This is a genomic window from Mucilaginibacter galii (assembly GCF_014635825.1).
GTDB lineage: Bacteria > Bacteroidota > Bacteroidia > Sphingobacteriales > Sphingobacteriaceae > Mucilaginibacter > Mucilaginibacter galii.
Genome location: NZ_BMDO01000007.1, coordinates 125,520 through 144,176, shown reverse-complemented (window position 1 = coordinate 144,176; position 18,657 = coordinate 125,520). Strand labels below are relative to the sequence as shown.

The 18,657-nt window shown below is 41.0% G+C and carries 16 protein-coding genes and 1 tRNA gene; 10 read left to right on the top strand and 7 right to left on the bottom strand.

Features of this window, described 5'->3' with window-relative positions; all coding sequences use genetic code 11:
* Positions 1–4: 4 nt before the first annotated feature.
* Entirely contained in the window at positions 5–1,699 is a 1,695-nt protein-coding gene (locus IEV61_RS13565; RefSeq protein ID WP_188417538.1) for a gliding motility protein RemB, read from the bottom strand.
* A 191-nt stretch (positions 1,700–1,890) separates the two neighbouring features.
* On the opposite strand from IEV61_RS13565, the gene IEV61_RS13560 reads away from it, so the two are divergent.
* The 3 genes from IEV61_RS13560 (at position 1,891) to IEV61_RS13550 (ending at position 4,205) form a co-directional block, all read left to right on the top strand.
* Complete coding sequence (locus tag IEV61_RS13560; RefSeq protein ID WP_188417536.1) at positions 1,891–2,454, top strand: D-sedoheptulose 7-phosphate isomerase; 564 nt, start codon at positions 1,891–1,893, stop codon at positions 2,452–2,454.
* 152 nt (positions 2,455–2,606) lie between these two features.
* The gene (locus IEV61_RS13555) at positions 2,607–4,004 is read left to right on the top strand and encodes an undecaprenyl-phosphate glucose phosphotransferase (protein ID WP_188417534.1); all 1,398 of its coding nucleotides are present in this window, start codon (positions 2,607–2,609) and stop codon (positions 4,002–4,004) included.
* A 119-nt stretch (positions 4,005–4,123) separates the two neighbouring features.
* Positions 4,124–4,205 (top strand) — tRNA-Leu (locus IEV61_RS13550).
* Between the two features lie 172 nt (positions 4,206–4,377).
* Here the strand turns inward: IEV61_RS13550 and IEV61_RS13545 are convergent.
* From IEV61_RS13545 to IEV61_RS13530, 4 genes are read right to left on the bottom strand one after another with little or no spacing between them, the layout of a single operon-like run.
* Positions 4,378–7,578 carry an error-prone DNA polymerase gene (locus IEV61_RS13545; RefSeq protein WP_188417533.1) on the bottom strand — a complete coding sequence of 1,067 codons (3,201 nt, stop codon included), beginning with the start codon at positions 7,576–7,578 and terminating at the stop codon, positions 4,378–4,380.
* 9 nt (positions 7,579–7,587) lie between these two features.
* Positions 7,588–9,084 carry a Y-family DNA polymerase gene (locus IEV61_RS13540; RefSeq protein WP_188417532.1) on the bottom strand — a complete coding sequence of 499 codons (1,497 nt, stop codon included), beginning with the start codon at positions 9,082–9,084 and terminating at the stop codon, positions 7,588–7,590.
* A 3-nt stretch (positions 9,085–9,087) separates the two neighbouring features.
* Positions 9,088–9,807, bottom strand: coding sequence for an ImuA family protein (locus IEV61_RS13535; protein WP_188417531.1), 720 nt, complete (start codon positions 9,805–9,807; stop codon positions 9,088–9,090).
* Between the two features lie 6 nt (positions 9,808–9,813).
* Positions 9,814–10,200, bottom strand: coding sequence for a hypothetical protein (locus tag IEV61_RS13530; protein ID WP_188417530.1), 387 nt, complete (start codon positions 10,198–10,200; stop codon positions 9,814–9,816).
* Positions 10,201–10,474: 274 nt separating this feature from the next.
* Between IEV61_RS13530 and IEV61_RS13525 the strand changes: the two genes are divergently transcribed.
* The 6 genes from IEV61_RS13525 to rplT all read left to right on the top strand — a co-directional run bounded on the left by IEV61_RS13525 (position 10,475) and on the right by rplT (position 16,027).
* The gene (locus IEV61_RS13525; RefSeq protein ID WP_188417529.1) at positions 10,475–11,794 is read left to right on the top strand and encodes an MFS transporter; all 1,320 of its coding nucleotides are present in this window, start codon (positions 10,475–10,477) and stop codon (positions 11,792–11,794) included.
* Between the two features lie 14 nt (positions 11,795–11,808).
* The gene (locus IEV61_RS13520) at positions 11,809–12,537 is read left to right on the top strand and encodes a (Fe-S)-binding protein (protein ID WP_188417528.1); all 729 of its coding nucleotides are present in this window, start codon (positions 11,809–11,811) and stop codon (positions 12,535–12,537) included.
* Positions 12,538–12,832: 295 nt separating this feature from the next.
* Complete coding sequence (gene thrS, locus IEV61_RS13515) at positions 12,833–14,758, top strand: threonine--tRNA ligase (protein ID WP_188417527.1); 1,926 nt, start codon at positions 12,833–12,835, stop codon at positions 14,756–14,758.
* Position 14,759: 1 nt separating this feature from the next.
* The gene (infC, locus tag IEV61_RS13510) at positions 14,760–15,326 is read left to right on the top strand and encodes a translation initiation factor IF-3 (RefSeq protein WP_188417526.1); all 567 of its coding nucleotides are present in this window, start codon (positions 14,760–14,762) and stop codon (positions 15,324–15,326) included.
* Between the two features lie 74 nt (positions 15,327–15,400).
* Positions 15,401–15,601, top strand: a complete 201-nt coding sequence (gene rpmI, locus IEV61_RS13505; protein WP_166586142.1) for a 50S ribosomal protein L35 — start codon at positions 15,401–15,403, stop codon at positions 15,599–15,601.
* A gap of 78 nt (positions 15,602–15,679) precedes the next feature.
* On the top strand, positions 15,680–16,027 hold the full coding sequence (gene rplT / locus IEV61_RS13500; RefSeq protein WP_188417525.1) for a 50S ribosomal protein L20: 348 nt from the start codon (positions 15,680–15,682) through the stop codon (positions 16,025–16,027).
* Between the two features lie 73 nt (positions 16,028–16,100).
* Here rplT and IEV61_RS13495 read toward each other — a convergent pair whose 3' ends face one another.
* Complete coding sequence (locus IEV61_RS13495) at positions 16,101–16,808, bottom strand: hypothetical protein (RefSeq protein ID WP_188417524.1); 708 nt, start codon at positions 16,806–16,808, stop codon at positions 16,101–16,103.
* 289 nt (positions 16,809–17,097) lie between these two features.
* Positions 17,098–17,853, bottom strand: coding sequence for an SRPBCC family protein (locus IEV61_RS13490; protein WP_188417523.1), 756 nt, complete (start codon positions 17,851–17,853; stop codon positions 17,098–17,100).
* 195 nt (positions 17,854–18,048) lie between these two features.
* On the opposite strand from IEV61_RS13490, the gene IEV61_RS13485 reads away from it, so the two are divergent.
* The gene (locus IEV61_RS13485) at positions 18,049–18,657 is read left to right on the top strand and encodes a DUF6580 family putative transport protein (RefSeq protein WP_188417522.1); all 609 of its coding nucleotides are present in this window, start codon (positions 18,049–18,051) and stop codon (positions 18,655–18,657) included.

The window sequence follows — 18,657 nt, the reverse complement described above, 5'->3', positions numbered from 1 at the left end:
TATTTTAACGTAGCTTATAACTTGCAATATCGTTATATAGACTTCTGAACGAGCTGCGCAGGCCAATACTCAACATAGTAGTATTTTCTTTAAATAAGCTGTTAGTTTCTCTTCTGTATAGTCCTCCTATTTCAAGTCTCAAATTGTATTTTGGATTAAGAAGGTAAGCAACTTTACCCTCTGCATAGTACATGTTTGTAGTAACGCCCTGCCCAATAAAGTTACCCGAAGTTGTTGCCGCACTACGCGTGCCGAAATCCGCCGGATTGCCATCAAACCTTGCGGGTGTTAAATATGATTTGAATAAATCTTTACCCCAATTCAAACCATTCGCATCCAACCCATAATGGCCATAGTTTACTTGTCCAGAAAAATCAAAGCGCTTGTAGCTATAATTCAATAAGCCAACTATTTCTTTAAAGTTAGCGCCCCATGGATGTGCCAACGGTTCATTTTGCTGGGCGTAATTAATTATTGAAGTTGCCTGACTGTAGGTATAGGGTTTTGCGCCATTATATTCTACTAAATAGTTTAGTCGTTTAACGTTGAATACATCTGCGCCACGAATACCGATTTGCCAGCCATACTTGTTTCTTGAACTCCCTTTGTTGGAGAAGAAATTACTTGCTTCAAACTCATCCAAAGCAAATTGGCCATAAGCTGTCATTTGGTCAGACAATTTATATTTTCCGTTGAAACCAATCATTGCATTATCTGGTGATCCGTTACTGGCTTCTACCGGTCTTAAAAAGATGATTGGGTTTCCATAAGTGAAATCAAATCCGCGTTTGTGTCCCTGGTCGTCAGAGTCGGCCCAAATCACAGAGTCAAAAAAGCCCAAAGACAATCTATTGGTTACGTTCCAATCAAGGTAATGAAACACGCCCCACTTTTTACGGTTGCCTACTTCGTAACTCAATTTAGGAGAACTTGGATCTTGCATGTAGCTCCACATTACCATGTAACTTACGTTGCCCAAGTTGCCGGTTAGTTTTAGAAATGAATACGGCGAGCTGTAATCAGACAATAGCATAGAACGGTACCCATCACCAATAAAGTTTTTATCATGACCAGCGGCGATGTTGAGGTATTTAACCGGGGTATATGAAATCAAAGCAGTAACGTAAGACCAGTCTTTTGTTCTCTTTGTACCATAAGTACGGTCATAGGCTTGGCCTTGAACTGTACCCGTTTGATTAGTGTAAGTATCCATATAATTGGCAAACACACCTTGATTCTCAAACCCACTCGAATAGAAGTAAAATTTTTTACCTACGGTACCGCCCACCTGGTAGCCACGTGTGTTTAGCCAAGTAGTACGCGACTCTTTAAACTCGCGGCCAATAACCAAGTCTGGTAAGTAATCAGCAAAAAATGTGTAATCCGGCTTCTTAATATCGATCAAATGCTCATCGAATAATTTACGATGAACCCAGCTATGATGATTAAGCGTGTCAACTCCATAGCTCATCAAGCTTTTATATTTTGCTGTTAAAACGGAATCGTCTAATAAAAATGGCTTTATCGATGTATGAAAGCGAGTTTTTGTAGAATAAGCTGAATCATTTAACTTTTGATAAAACTGATAGCTATAAGGTTGATACTGAACTTGAGCTTCGGTAGTAGTTGAGCAAAATACCAGCGTAATTAACGAGATAAGCACAACAGCTGCTTGAATAGAAGGTATATGTTTTTTCATAAATAAAGTGCAACAAATATAGAAAAACAAAAGCGGTGCATGGAGCTCTTGTAATGCCGTTAGAGTAATTACGATGTAAAGTATTCGCTTTAAAACACAAAACGTTGTTTAATGTTTAACTTCGATATATTACCGATAAATTTGCTCCCGTTATTTGGGCAACTATCGCCTACATAAGACTATAATATTATATGATTGAAAAGATTACTCAAGAGTTTAATGAACATATTGCTACCGCGCAACAATCACTAATACAGCTTAATGATCAGATAGAGCAGATCTGCAAAATAATTATCGACTGTATAGACAGAGGTAACAAAGTGTTATTATTTGGTAACGGCGGGAGTGCAAGTGATGCGCAGCACATTGCTGCAGAATTTGTAGGCCGTTTCGTGAAAAACCGGAAGTCATTTCCTGCTATTGCTTTAACTACAGATACTTCTGCCTTAACTGCAATTGGTAACGACTACGGATTTGAACGTGTTTTTGAAAGACAAATTGAAGGGTTAGCTGTAAAGAGGGATGTAGTTATTGGTATATCTACAAGCGGCAACAGTGCCAATGTGTTAAAAGCGTTGATCAAAGCTAAAGAGTTAGAATGCGAGGTTATAGGATTTTCGGGAAATAATGGCGGTAAGATGAATGATTGCTGCGATATTAATATTGTTGTGCCCTCTAACGTTACTGCCCGTATTCAGGAAATGCATATCTTGATAGGTCACATTATCTGCAGTGCGCTTGATGATGCTAATTAACAAATTTCTGAATTACAACTACATTCAAGCGATAACAATAATATCCAATTTAACTGTCGAGCACTGTAACTTTTTAGTGCTAAATTCAAATATATCTGCTAATTTAGCAAACCGTTTAGCATGCTTTACGGACTACCTGGTTATTACAATATATGAGTCATAGATACGCTACTTTTATTAAAGCAATTAATCTTTCTGTTGATTATTTGATTTTAAATGTAAGTATGATATTGGCTTACTTAATTGTAGATAAGTCATACATTATCTGGATAAATAATAAAAATTATTTACCTATAGTGTTGGTTTTTAACCTTATATGGTTGCTTTCTGCAAACATAACCCGCCTTTACGAGCAGGTGCTCAATAAAGATTCAATCAAAACTTATCGTGGCGTATTTAAAACTTACATGCTTTTTGTAAGCTTAATTTGCTTCACTGTTTTAATCATAATCGGTACCAAGGCATACTCCATTACCAGGCAGTATTTGTTTTACGCCTTAGCCATGTTCGGTTTTCTTTTGGGTATATGGAAATTGATATTCCTGGCTATAAGAAGGGGAGACCGCGCCATGTTAACCGATTTCAGGCAGGCCGTTATTGTTGGCGGCGGTCGTATAGGAACCGATCTGTATAATTTTGTCACCTCTAATCCTGAACGCGGCTACCGCATATTAGGCATATTCGACGATGACGATAAGGATATTGATGATAGTCTTTACTTAGGTGAGGTTGAGCAGTGCATACAATATGTTAAGGATAACAGGGTAGACGAGATATTTTGTACGTTACCAAACTCCGAGGCGAAGAAGATTGAGAAGCTGATGCTTGATGCAGATAAAAATTTAATTCGCTTCAAATTAGTACCAGAGTTTTATTACACGCATAAACCAACGTTTGTGCAAAACTTTGGCCACATCCCTGTAATTTCTATCAGGCCCGAGCCGTTAGAGAATATGCTGAATCGTTTTTTTAAGCGATTGTTCGATATTGTATTCTCTCTGTTCATCATTCTTTTTGTTTTTAGCTGGTTGTTTCCTATACTATCTATTGCCATAAAGCTAAGTTCACCCGGCCCTATATTTTTTGTGCAGATACGCTCAGGGCGCGACAACGAAGCTTTTAACTGTTTCAAGTTTAGAAGTATGCAGGTTAATAAAGATTCTGATAATAAGCAAGCCACCCGGGGCGATGCCCGAATTACCAAAATTGGAGCGTTTCTACGTAAAACCAACCTCGACGAATTGCCTCAGTTTTTCAACGTGTTAATGGGTAATATGACCGTTGTAGGGCCAAGGCCGCACATGTTAAAACATACTGAAGAGTATTCTAAACTAATAGATCAATTTATGGTGCGTCATTTCTTAAAACCTGGTATTACCGGTTGGGCTCAGGTAAATGGGTTGCGTGGTGAAACTAAAACTACTGAAGATATGCTTGAAAGGGTGGAAGCAGATGTTTGGTATCTTGAAAACTGGTCGTTCCTGTTAGACTTGAAGATCATTTTCTTGACATTTTGGGGTACTATCAGAGGAGATAAGAACGCATTCTAATAATAATGAAATTTAATCAGCTTGCATTTCAGTCGCTTAGCCTGTTTTATATACAAAATGCTTTTTAAATTTTATAAATAATTATTAAACGCTATATTTGCCCTCTCAAAATCCTAACTGCGGAAGTGGCGTAATTGGTAGCCGCACCAGACTTAGGATCTGGCGCCGCGAGGCGTGGGGGTTCGAGTCCCTTCTTCCGCACAATCATAAAAAGCAGCCCTTTAAGGCTGCTTTTTTGCAATAGGGACACATCCGGAGACACACTTTAATTTTATTGATAGTATTATCATCCGATAAACATTATTGGTTGGCTTATTGTGGCGAGGTATTAGCATCGCTAACAATATAATCAGACGCTAACCTAATAACTACATCAATGAAAGTTCCGCCCCTTATGAAAAGCACTTTCAGTGGATACAGGAGGTGCGGTTGAGCGACCGTCGTAGTTAACAGGTTTTGTAGTTTCGTCTCCTCTTGATAATGTTTGAGGTAGTTCTGTTTCTGTTAAACTTCGCAGTAAAGCGGTAAGATTAAAACATTGTTGTACTACTAAATGCGTAACATTATTGGCTATTTGTAATTTCCCAGTAACCATTAGCAGCCGTGATTGTACAATCTCTTTACGGTATTTATTAAATAGTGATTGCCAAACAACCAAGTTAGCTGATCCTGTTTCATCCTCCAGGGTCATGAATAATACTCCTTTAGCTGTTCCTGGCCGTTGCCTCACAGTAATTAAGCCGGCTACACTTACAAAATCACCATCTTTTTTTTTTGCAAATTCCCTTACAGGAATATTATGCATTTTGGTTAATTGTGGTCTTAGCAACTCAATAGGATGGTTTTTTAAAGATAGACCAGTGGAAATATAATCCTGTACTACATGTTCGCCTCGGGTCATAATTGGCAGGGGGGTATCTGGTTCCAATACAGTTTCTGATAGGTGACCATCAAAAAGACCTATAGGCCGGTCGCCAAGAGCGCTAACTTCCCACAAAGCCATCCGCCGGTCTGCACCTAATGAACGATAAGCATCTGCATCTGCCAGTTTTTCCAGTGCAGCTTCGGGTACACCGGCCGATCGTATTTGGTTTATATGTAAATAACCGTTATTACGCATGGCAACAAGTAACTCCATGTCTGCTTCTTTAACTCCCTTAACTTGCCTAAAACCTAAACGTACGGCGTAGTACTTATCATTTTTAATTTCCAATGTGTTATCCCATTCCGAACTATTTACGTCTACCGGTAATACCTGCACGCCGTGATCGCGTGCATCGCGCACAATTTGTGCCGGTTGGTAAAACCCCATCGGCTGACTGTTGAGCAATGCTGCACAAAAAGCATCCGGGTGGTGGTATTTTAACCAGGAGGAGATGTAAACGAGATGTGCAAAAGAAGCTGCATGGCTTTCAGGGAAACCGTAACCTTCAAATCCTTGTAATTGCTTAAAAACACGGCGGGAAAACTCCTCTTCATAACCCCGGGCCAGCATCCCTTCCACCATTTTTTTTTCGTACATGTGCAACTTGCCATTGGCTTTAAAAGAAGCCATGCTCCGCCGTAATTGATCGGCTTCAGCAGGGGAAAAGCCTGCGGCTACTATAGCAATTTCCATTGCTTGCTCTTGAAATAGCGGTACACCTAATGTACGTCCCAAAATTTCTTCAAGTTCTTTAGAGGGGTAGGATACCGGTTCTTCATTGTTACGCCTGCGTAAATATGGGTGTACCATATCACCTTGGATTGGGCCTGGACGAACAATGGCTACCTCAATAACCAGGTCATAAAATTTACGGGGTTTCAACCGGGGTAACATGGTCATCTGCGCACGACTTTCAATCTGGAATACTCCAATTGTATCTGCCCGGCAAATCATATCATATACCAAGGGGTCGTCTTGCGGGACAGTTGCAAGTGTCCAGCTTTTATTATAATTCCGTAGTACCATGTCAAAAGCTTTACGTATCATGGTGAGCATCCCTAAACCAAGTACATCAATCTTAAGGATACCCAGGTCTTCCAAGTCATCTTTATTCCATTCTACTTGTGTGCGGTTTTCCATTCGCGCGTTCAAAATAGGGCAAAAGTCAGATAATTCACCTTCGGTAATTACAAAGCCACCGGTATGCTGACCTAACTGCCTGGGGAAACCCATAAGTTCACAGGTAAGGTGAAGTACTTTTAAGATTAGCGGGTCTTTAGGGTTTAATCCCTGATCGCGCAGGCGTTGCTCATCAAAGCCTTCTTCATAAAAATCCCAAATTGTAGCGCCAATGCGCTTAATGGTATCTTCAGATAAGCCCATAGCTTTCCCCACATCACGAATAGCGCCTTTGTGACGCTCTTGTGTTACGGTAGCCACAATGCCTGCCCGGTTGCGGCCATAGCTATTGTAAATAAATTGTATTACCTCTTCCCGGCGTTCATGCTCGTAATCCACATCAATATCGGGCCATTCATCACGGGCGTCTGACATAAAACGGGAAAATAGCAAACGGGATTTAGCCGGGTTTACTGCAGTAATTCCTAAACAAAAACACACGGTAGAGTTTGCCGCCGAACCACGGCCCTGGTGCAGGATACCCATATCTTCGGCAAATTGAGTTTTGTTATAAACACGCAGAAAGTACCAGGCCAATTTGCGCTTTTCAATAAAGGCTAACTCAAACTCAATTTGCTTACGGTGCTTTTCGGGTATACTCTCTCCAAAACATATTGTTGCTCTTTCCCAGGTTAGTTGCACAAGCCGTTCATGTCTTGTGAGTCCATCTACTATTTGCTCTTCCGGTTCCAGGTATTTAAGTTCATCAAGCGAAAAGTTACAGGCATTGGCAATGTGGTTTGCATTCTCTATAGCTTGAGGATATTGCCGAAATAGCCGTTCTATTTCGTTCCGGTCTTTCAGAAAGCGCTCGGCATTGGGATGTAACTTGAAGCCCGCAGTGTGAATAGTGCATCTCTCGCGGATGCAGGTTAATATATCTTGTAGCTCACGGCGTGCAGCAATGTGGTAATGCACATCACCGGTAGCTACTAAAGGAATATTCATTTCTGCTAAACGGAACATACGCTTTGCATCCTGGCCCTGGTAATTGAATGATGCGGCTATATAGAGATTACCACCAAACTCACGCCGGTATTCTATCACATCACTCTTAAAGCTACTATCAAATTGAAAGTTATTGCCTAAATTATCCGGAGGTATGGCGATAAATAAGAGTCCTTCGTGGTGTGCATAAACATCGGCTTTGTATAATTCGCATTTGCCCTTTTCAGTACGCAAATTACCTTTGGTGAGTAGGGCTGATAAACGCCCGTAGGCCTTGATACTGGTTGGATAGGCAAGCAAACTGGTACCATCCATTAAGTCAAGGCGGGTGGCTGGAATAAATTGTATGCCGTTGGCTTTAGCCGCCATGTGTGCCCGCACTATACCTGCTAAAGAATTTCGGTCGGTAACGGCGATAGCCGTATAGCCTAAAGCTGCCGCTTGTTCCACCAGTTCATGAGGGTGCGAGCCGCCTCGTAGAAAACTAAAGTTTGATGTGGCCTGTAATTCTGCGTAATCCATAGCATTGTTTCAAGCAAAATAACCGTGTAAATACCATTGAGCGTCGCCGCCATCATAATACCCCGAACGGAATAACCAGTAACGCCTGCCTTCACTATCTTCTACGGCAAAATAGTCCCGGTGTTCACCACTGTCCTGCCACCATTCGCGCCCTATACGCTCAGGCCCATCGGCTTTGGTAATTTGATGACGTTTGCCCTTATGGATAAACATTTTAGGGGGATTGTCCGGCACCAATGCCATTACTTCTATGGGTTCTGGAGGGCTTAACAGGCTTATTGGCCTGGGTTTAGTTGGCCAGGCAGTAGTAGGTTTTTCGGTAAGTGAGTTTGCTTTTTTAATAGAATGCTCGGGCCAGTAATGTTCAGAAGGTAAATAGCGTTTAATTGCAGCTGCACCTACTTTCCCGGCAATTCGGTCGAGTAATTGGGCCAAGTCCGTATCTGCCAGACCTTTTGGCTCAGCCCATAATTGATCTTGAACTGTTTCCATATCTTCTACCCGTGGGGCTTCAAGTAAAAATAGTTCAATTCCAAGCGCTGGCTCAATTTTGCTTACCTGCAGTTTAAACAGGCGCATTAAGTGTGAAACACTGTGTGAACCTTTGGTAGTGGTTATGCTAACCTGTACTTTGCGTCCATCAATACGTTGGCATTTTAGGTTGGCTTTCCGCAGGCCTTTTCCTTCATCTTGCAGGCGTAGGCAAAGCTCTGATAATAATTTTTCTATAGCGATCTCAATACCAACTGCCGTACGGATAGGCTCCAGGCAAGGGAGGCGTGCCATATAAGCAACAGGTAGCTCTATAGGCGTCAAAACCTCATTTTCTTTCCCCAAAGCCTGGTTTATACGAACTAAGAGAACTGTGCCAAAGCGGCGGCGTAATACTGTTGCAGATATGGAAAGTAGTGGGCCAATGGTGCGAAAACCCAGTTTTTGAAGCTTTAATAACAGTTCGGTTTCCAAGCGTAGTGCTGCTGTTGGCAAAGCAGAAATGGCTTTAGCTTGCATACCACTGGCCACAATAGGAGATACCTTTGCAAAATGTGCCACTGCCCAAGCGGCACCAAGGGTATCGGCAATAGCCGCCCGTGCATCAAAGCCAGCATTGCGTAGTTTTAAAACAATTTCTTTCAAGTAATTTCGCTCGCCACCCCAAAGATGAGCACATCCTGAAATATCTAAAATCAGGCCGTTGGGTATATCAATGGCAACTGTGGGGGTATAACGTATACACCACAGGCCCAGCAGGCGTAACAACTTTGCATTTTTTCCGGGTATATCATCTATCGCAAGTAGTTCCGGTACTGCGGCTCTTGCATCGGCTACAGCCATGCCGGTAAAAGCTCCTTGCGCTTCGGCTAGTGGACTTGAGGCAGTAATTACCATGCGGTTCTTTATTGCAGCCGCTAATACAAAGGGCACATCTTTTAATTGAGGCCTTCTGAGTGCTAGTTCGTCGGTTAGTAAATGACGAAACACCAGTACCATGTATCGTTTTTGCATAACTTAACCTACCTTCCTTTCTACTAATGCTAATTCCTTTTCAACTGATATAAAATTACCATTCTGCCATTCTAATGTCCATTTACCCGGCTGCCCATTCCGTACTTTCAATAGTTCTATTTGCCAACGCAGATAACCTAAACCTGGTAGTCCGTTCATATCGGCACTGGGCATTGCGCTAACTCTCCAGCGAGCGGTGCAGGCGGTAGAATCAAGTTTGGCCATCTCATTGCGCAATACAAAACCGGTAACACGGCTCTGTTCAACAGCCAATTGTAAACGTTGCGAATGTTTAAAACTAAGTTCTTTAACTTCACAAATTACTGCTGTTAAACCTCCGCATTTTAGTGCTTCCTCCATAACCCAAAGTGCATCTTTGTCTTTAATCAGGCTTATAAAAATAACCTGGTGAGGTTCAACCCCAAAAAGACTTAATGATGGGGCAAATATGCGCCGTGCACGGCCAATCCACACACAAATACCACCCTTTTGCATTAATACTGATAGTATACCTGTAACCAGGCCACCACTTGATGCTGCCTGCTCAGTTGAGGCGCAAATCAACTCGTGCACAGCCACTACCGGAAAAACGCCGTTTGGAAAAGCAGCTTCCAGAGGTCCGAGTCCCAGCAAAGGTCGTACGCCTGCAACCGGAGCTTTGTAGCCTTCCCATTGAAGAATTTTTTGCTGTAGCTCATTAACAATAGCTTTCTTATTTTCCATTGGCCATCAATTTAAAGTGGGTGTACGGAACTGTGGAATAAAAGCGCCCATATAAATAGTGAGGTAGGTAACCATATAATTACTGATTACCATACCAATATTTTTTAGTTCAGCTTTACTTAACGGACATTGATAGTTAGGGTCCCAGGCGTGGTTGGGATCTAATTCATAATAAAGTAGTTGTAAATCATCTTCTGATAAGCGGGTAAGCCGGTCATACCAAATGCCACTTTCTAACTGAATAGTTAACGTCATGAAACCACTGCCATGCATGTAAAATTCGATCATAAACTGGGGAGTAGCAGGCATATCCCAGTGTTCAGGCTGTATTTCATCTACCTGTATCCGGGTTAATCCCCGGCTGAGTTCCGCATCTATATAGAATGTTTCCATTTGAATAATGAAACACAAAATAATGCTAAAAATATTAGTAAATCAAATAATGTGAATAATTAATTTTTAGTCAATTTTAATTGCTATAGAAAATGAATAGCGTAGTTTTTTGATAATCGAGCCAAGTCAATCAGAATAAGAGTTTGTAAATAGACGGCTATTTGCAGATGAGTTTAGGACTTTCCTCACCAAATAATGTTTAATAGATTAGCTGCTTAATAGGCAGTTTAGAGGAGTAGAATTTGTTGTAAAATTGCATACTTTTAGCCAATACATGGAAAGCAAAGACAATCCTCAAACTATACGTGCCTGGGCTATGTTCGATTGGGCTAATTCGGCCTATAATTTGGTTATAACCTCCACTATATTTCCTGCCTATTATACAGCTATTACCACAACAAAAGGTAATGGAGATAGGGTGATGTTTTTAGGCCACCAGTTTGTGAATACGGCGCTATCTAACTACGTTTTGGCAGTTGCTTATTTTATTGTAGTACTCATGCTACCTATTTTAACTGCCATAGCCGATTATAAGGGCAACAAAAAAAGCTATATGCAGCTTTTTACCTGGCTTGGCGGCTTGGCTTGCTGTGGATTATACTTTTTTAAGCTTGATACGCTGGAGCTGGGAATGCTATGTTTTGCGCTTGCAGCCATAGGTTACTGTAGCGGTGCTGTATTTTATAATTCATACCTACCGCAAATTGCTACTTTAGATAAACAAGATAGCGTGAGCGCTAAGGGTTTTACCTATGGCTATGTAGGTAGTGTATTGTTGCAGATTATATGTTTCGTATTTGTAATGAAGCCATTATGGTTTGGCATTACCGATGCTTCCTTTCCTCCCCGGTTATCTTTCCTGCTGGTAGGAATCTGGTGGTTAGGCTTTGCGCAAATTCCATTTTTCAAACTTCCCAAAGGTCAGCCTAACAATAGAACACAACACCAAAACGTAATTAGCGGTGGATTTAAAGAATTAGCGAGAGTATGGAAAAATATTAAGTCTAATCCAATTTTAAAGAAATACCTATCAGCTTTCTTTTTCTATTCTATGGGTGTACAAACGGTTATGCTTGTAGCTACTGGTTTTGCGGCTAAAGAGCTTAAAATGCCTACTGAAAGCCTAATTGCTATCATACTAATTATTCAATTAGTGGCTATAGCCGGTGCTGCGTTAATGTCAAAATTGTCTGCCGTATACGGGAATGTGAAAGTATTGATAGGCGTGGTCATGATTTGGGTTTTTGTTTGTGTGGCGGCTTATTTCACACAAACCTCCACACAATTTTACCTGTTAGCCGTAGTGGTGGGTTTGGTGATGGGAGGCATTCAATCGCTCTCACGTTCAACCTATTCAAAATTTTTACCACAAAATATCCCCGATACGGCTTCATATTTCAGCTTTTACGATGTCACCGAAAAGCTGGCTATTGTTATAGGATTGTTTACTTTTGGTTTTGTGGAGTCGCTTACAAACAGTATGCGTAACTCGGCATTGGTGCTAACCATATTTTTTATTGCAGGTTTACTGCTGTTGTTCATGTTATTAAATACGCAGAAACAACAGGCACTGGAACCGGTTAGCGCGGCGTAACTGTTATTACCACCATGAAAGTTGAATTATTTGTACCGTGTTTTGTTGATCAGCTATTCCCCGATACTGCTTTTAGCACAGTAAAGGTCCTGCAGAAAGCGGGATGTGAGGTTAATTTTAACCCGGCGCAAACCTGTTGTGGTCAGCCGGCTTTTAATGCGGGTTTTTGGGATGAAGCCAAGGCGGTAGGTGGTAAGTTCTTAAATGATTTTACAGATGAAGACATCATTGTTTCGCCATCGGCTTCATGTACGGGAATGGTACGTAATTATTATAACGACCTGTTTACCAATACCACATCGCATAATAAATGCCGTGCTGTACAGGGTAATATCTATGAGCTTTCAGACTTCCTGATCAATATCTTGCAATTCGATTACTTTGGGGCCGAGCTGGAAGGTAGGGCAGTTTACCACGATAGCTGCGCCGGGTTGAGGGAGTGTAAGATCAAGAATGAACCCCGTCAACTGCTATCTAAAGTGTATGGTTTAGAGATAGTTGACTTAAAAGATAACGAAACCTGCTGCGGCTTTGGCGGCACGTTTGCCGTAAAATTCGATGCCATATCATCGGCTATGGCGCAGCAAAAGGTAGATAACGCCCTGGCCGCAGGAGCCGATTATATCATCTCTACCGATGCCTCCTGCCTGCTGCACCTTCAGGGTTATATAGATAAGAATAAGCTGCCAATTAAAACCATTCATATAGCCGATGTGCTGGCCAATGGCTGGGGAAATATTTAATTATAGACCCTGTTTTAGTGCCTGAAAGTATGTTCAATAAAGTACTTAAAAGTAGTATAAAACTTCAAAAAACTTCATATTTCCTCAGAAAGTCATATCGGGCAATGCAGACGGCATAAAGTGATCAAATAAGCCTCGGATCACTTGAAAAATATGTGGATAAGAAGTCTATTCGTCTACCTACAAAAAAATTCCTGTTCAGGTAAATAATTCTATTTTTGTACCCAATCGAAAATCACTGTTGTAGGTGATTGTATATTTTCATTTTTTTCAGAACACTAAATCATAGTTGTAGATGATTAACATTACACTTCCCGATGGTTCCGTTCGTGCATACGACAAAGGAATCACATCCATGCAAATTGCACAATCTATTTCTGAGGGTCTTGCCCGTAACGTGTTAGCCGCAGAGGTTGATGGCACGGTGTGGGATGCCAGCCGTCCTATTGAGCAAGACGCCCGCGTAAAGCTTTTAACCTGGAACGACGTTCAAGGCAAATCAACTTTCTGGCATTCATCGGCTCACTTAATGGCCGAGGCTTTAGAAGCGCTTTATCCGGGTACCAAATTTGGTATTGGTCCGGCTATTGAAACCGGGTTTTATTACGACGTGGACTTTGGCGACCGCACCTTATCTCAAGACGACTTTAAACAGATTGAGGATAAGATGATAGAGCTGGCCAAAACCAAGTCGGAGTATATTCGCGAACCCATCAGTAAAGCGGAAGCAATCAGCTATTTTACCGAAAAGGATGATGAGTACAAACTCGATCTTCTTAAAGATTTGCCGGATGGTTCCATTACTTTGTATCGTCAGGGTAATTTTACCGATTTGTGCCGCGGACCGCATATACCTAATACCGGCTTTATTAAATCGGTTAAGTTGATGAATGTAGCCGGTGCTTACTGGCGTGGCGACGAAAGCCGCAAGCAACTAACCCGTATATATGCCGTAACATTTCCTAAAGCCAGCGAACTAACCGAGTACCTGCGTGTGCTGGAAGAGGCTAAAAAGCGCGACCACCGTAAGTTAGGCAAAGAGTTGGAGCTGTTTGCTTTCTCTGAAAAGGTAGGCATGGGCTTGCCGCTATGGTTACCTAAAGGCACAGCGCTGCGCGAGCGTTTGGTTAACTTTATGCAACGTGCCCAGGTTAAGGAAGGCTACGAGCAGGTTATTACGCCGCACATTGGCCACAAGAGCTTGTATGTAACTTCCGGCCATTACGAAAAGTATGGTAAGGATAGCTTTCAGCCTATAAAAACGCCGCAGGAGGGAGAGGAGTTCTTCTTAAAACCCATGAACTGCCCGCACCACTGCGAGATCTATAAAACCAAACCACGCTCTTACAAAGACCTGCCGGTACGCTTTGCCGAATTTGGTACCGTTTACCGTTACGAGCAAAGTGGCGAGCTGCACGGCTTGACCCGTGTACGCGGCTTTACACAAGATGATGCCCACCTGTTCTGTCGTCCCGACCAGGTTAAAGATGAGTTTAAAAAAGTAATTGACCTGGTACTCTATGTATTTTCGGCCCTTGGCTTTGAAGATTATACTGCACAGGTTTCATTGCGTGACCCGGAGAACAAAACTAAGTATATTGGCTCTGACGAAAATTGGGCTTTAGCCGAAAGTGCTATTATAGAAGCTGCCGAAGAAAAAGGACTGCGCACCGTTGTTGAATACGGCGAAGCGGCCTTCTACGGGCCAAAGCTCGATTTTATGGTGAAAGACGCCTTGGGCCGTAAGTGGCAATTGGGTACCATACAGGTAGATTATAACCTGCCCGAACGTTTTGAGTTGGAATACACCGGCAGCGACAATTTGAAGCACCGCCCTGTAATGATCCACCGTGCACCGTTTGGTTCGTTAGAAAGGTTTATTGCCGTATTAATTGAGCATTGTGCAGGTAACTTTCCGCTGTGGTTATCGCCCGAGCAATATGTGATACTTCCTATATCTGAAAAGTATGAGGATTATGCAAAAAAACTTTTAAGTGAGCTAAATAATTCCGATATTCGCGGGCTGATTGATTTCAGAGATGAGAAGATAGGCAGAAAGATACGTGATGCTGAAGTCAAAAAGATTCCTTATATGCTGATTGTAGGCGAAAAAGAAGCTGCCGATGGCACGATTTCTGTTCGTAAGCATGGTACAGGCGATTTGGGAAGTATTAGTATTGAAGATTTTAAACAACAATTAATAAAAGAAATAACCGTATAACTTGGCTTTAAACAAACCGAATTTCAGAGGTCCGCGGCCTCCTTTCAAGAAAAAGGAAGCAGAGCATAACATTAATAACTTCATTAAAGCACCCGAAGTGCGCTTAGTGGGCGATAACGTTGAACAAGGAATTTTCCCAACACGTGAAGCGCTGGCTATTGCCCAGGAGCAGGAGCTTGATCTGGTTGAAATTTCTCCAAACGCTGTTCCTCCTGTTTGCCGTGTAATTGACTATAACAAGTTTATTTACGAGCAAAAGAAAAAGCTGAAAGAGATTAAGAGCAATGCTAAACAAACGGTAATTAAAGAGATCCGTTTTGGGCCTAATACAGATGATCATGATTTTGATTTTAAATTGAAGCATGCCATCAGCTTTTTAACCTCGGGCGAAAAGGTAAGGGCTTACGTGCACTTTAAAGGCCGTGCCATTGTTTACAAAGAGCAAGGTGAGATTTTATTATTGAAGTTTGCCCAGGCTTTAGAAGAAGTGGGTAAGGTTGAGCAATTGCCTAAATTAGAAGGTAAGCGTATGTTCCTTATCGTTGGTCCTAAAGCGGCTAAAAAATAATTGACTAAGTTTCGGCGTGAGCTGATTAAAGATAATACGCTGTGGAAGCGTAGGAATAAAAACAAATAAGTGTTATGCCAAAAATGAAAACCAATTCCAGTGCAAAAAAGCGTTTTAAGCTTACTGGAACCGGTAAAATTGCAAGAAAAAACGCATACAAAAGCCACATCTTAACCAAGATGTCGACAAAACGTAAACGTGCCTTAGGCCACACCAGCATGGTGTCTGACGCCGACATGGGTAACGTTAAACGTATGCTTTGTATCGGAAAGTAATTCATTAATTTTTAACCAGGTATTCGAGTACGCAAAGTTTCCTTAACGGAACACTCACTACCAAAAAAGCAAAAAAAAATGCCACGTTCAGTCAATGCAGTCGCGTCGAGAAGACGCCGGAAAAAAATAATGAACCTTGCAAAAGGTTATTATGGTTCAAGAAGCAAGGTTTACACCATTGCTAAAAACACAGTTGAAAAAGGTTTACAGTACGCTTACCGCGACCGTAAAACTAAAAAAAGAGAGTTCCGTGCTTTATGGATCCAACGTATTAACGCTGGTGCACGCCAATACGGTATTTCTTACTCACAATTAATGGGTAAGTTAAACGCCAGCGAAATTGGTTTAAACCGTAAAGTATTAGCCGATTTAGCCATGAACCACCCAGAAGCTTTCAAAGCTGTGGTTGATGCCGTTGTTAGCTAAGCAACCTCTTACATAAGCAAACAAAAAACCCCGCTCAATTTGAGTGGGGTTTTTTGTTTGATTACATATACGTTTATACGTGATAATCATCAAATTGAATAGCTGTATTTGTATCTGATGCCCAAAGACTTATTGCTGTTCTGATATTTTGCTTCTCTTGAACCGTTAATATCTTCCTAAAAGGCAGCATCCAATAGTTTGTTTTTTCGAAAAATAAAATTAAGCTGCTGGTCACGCCAATCTCAACATCTACCTCTGTTAAGCGGCATTTATCTATAATGTATAAAGTGCCCGTTCTGCCATTCATCTTTAGATAGATGCCGTCTACTTTCGTTAATAACGATTCTACATTATCCTTTTTATGTCTATCTATTGTCCACTGCCGTTTAACTTTTTCCACTATATGGTGTTTAAAATGTTTTTCATCAACTTTTTCAGTCGTCCATCCAAACGGTATATTTGACTTTAATTCTTGTTGATTACCGACAATTTGTTTTCTACAATAGGCTGACAAATTCATCATGCTCATATTTTCGGCAGTGTCAGCAAGTATTTCCCAAAATCTTTCTGAAAAGTAGTGGTCTGTTTCTATAGTCAACTCAATTAAACTTTCAAGAGTTAATGCCCATTCATCACGTTTAAAAAAATCAACAGCATATATATATTGCCGCTGATCTTTATAGTGATCAGGTATGTATTCCAACACAAGGCGCAGTTGCTCTTTGGGGTTGTGTTTGAAAGAGCTTTTACTCACCTTCTTGAAAATATTAAACAAATTCATATCTAAATATAGGTACACGGCATTCATTTGGAACTTAAAGGAGAAATTAAAATCTTGTTTTAGATACCTTTTTAACGATATAAGTTTATTTAGTAAATCAGCGGTTTCTTATTACTAGATATTATTGAAAGGTTTTTACAACTCAACTTTGGAAATTGGCGAACAGTTGAAATGATAATTATAAAACATAATGTTATCTCTTTCTTTACGATAAACAAAAATAAATTGGATAATTCACAAAAGCCCCGTCCGGATAGGACAGGGCTTCAAAATTAGCATTGCAATATTTTTACAATATAGCACTATGAGCATGCGGCTTGCCGGCGCTTGTACCTGCCAGTGTGTTTTCTGAGCTTTCAATATCCATGTATTGTTTAAAGTTGCGCACATCTTCGTCTACCATCTTTTTAAATAATGGGTTTAGCACATGACCTAAGGCTGTGCCCACACCACCTGCGGGAGGGGTATAGCTTATCACCACTTCTACAAGGGTACCGCTGCCATCTTCGGCATCTTTAAATTGTACTTTACCTGCATTGTCAATGGTTGATCCCGGCAGCGAACTCCAACCAATGGCATAACCCGGTTCGTCGTTCACAATTTCAGCATCCCAGCTTACGGTGGTTACATTTACAGGTAATTTTAATACCCAGTGCGAACGTTGGCTATCTAAAACCTCTACAGATTCAAGGTGCTTCATAAACTTAGGCAGGTTATCCAACTTACGCCAAAACTCGTAAACCTCCTGGCGGGGCTTATTAATGGTGAACGAAGAACGGATATTAACATTTACCGGCTCAGTGCTGTTCTTTCCTAATTGGGTATATAATTCACAATGACCGGTTAGGCCTCGGGTAATTAAATAACCGCCGGCTCCAACTTTTAAAATGCTGGTAAACGGACTTGAAAATATATTCTTAATACCTGATAAAGATATTTTCACGCCTGCGGCAATGGATATATAACGTTCAGGCCATTCCAGGTTAATGGCTCCATCGGTTAAACCTTCAATCAGTGGTTTCTTTGCTAATGTATCTGTTGTCATAACATTGTTTTTATAGGTATTATTTGAACAGACGGTATCAGGTTAAAGTTTTCCTAATCTGAAATTAACTTTACTATGGAGCATAAAAAAGAGCGTTGTCATATATCCACGGTAGCAAACATTAAAACAATGTTCGATTTACAAGAGGTAACTCTATGGATATTTTAATAAATTTGCGTCATACTCTATACCAAAATGTCTGTAAAAAAAATTAAGCTTACCATTCCTGCCTTGTTGCTCATTATACTCGTATCTGTTATAAGTACCGGCGCTATGCGTTTAATAAGCTTTTATTTTCCGTTGCTTAGCAACTTTACGCCAATGGGGGCTGTAGCTATATTTAGCGGTACTTATTTTGCCGATAAATGGAAAGCTGGATTGGTTTCGGTAGTAACACTTTTTGCTACCAATATTTTTATCAATTACCTGTACACTTCACAAATAACGTGGTTTAGCACCAGTTCATTGTGGTTATATGCCAGCCTCATTATCATGATTATGATTGGCGGTCTCATTAAAAAAGTGAACGTAACTAACGTATTGCTGGCTTCGTTAGCAGGTGTAGCCGTACATTGGTTATTAACTGATATTGAGCCCTGGTTGTACAGCAGCTATTATGATAAAGGTTTATTAGGCTATGGCGAGTCTTTATTGATGGCCATACCTTTCGAACGCAACATGCTTCTGGCTGATGCAGTATTTGGAGCCGTATTATTTGGCGGTTATGAGTGGATGAAATCAAAAGCGATTAACAAAACTATTGTTACGGTAACCCCGGTTCAGGAAAACTTAAAGACTGTTTAA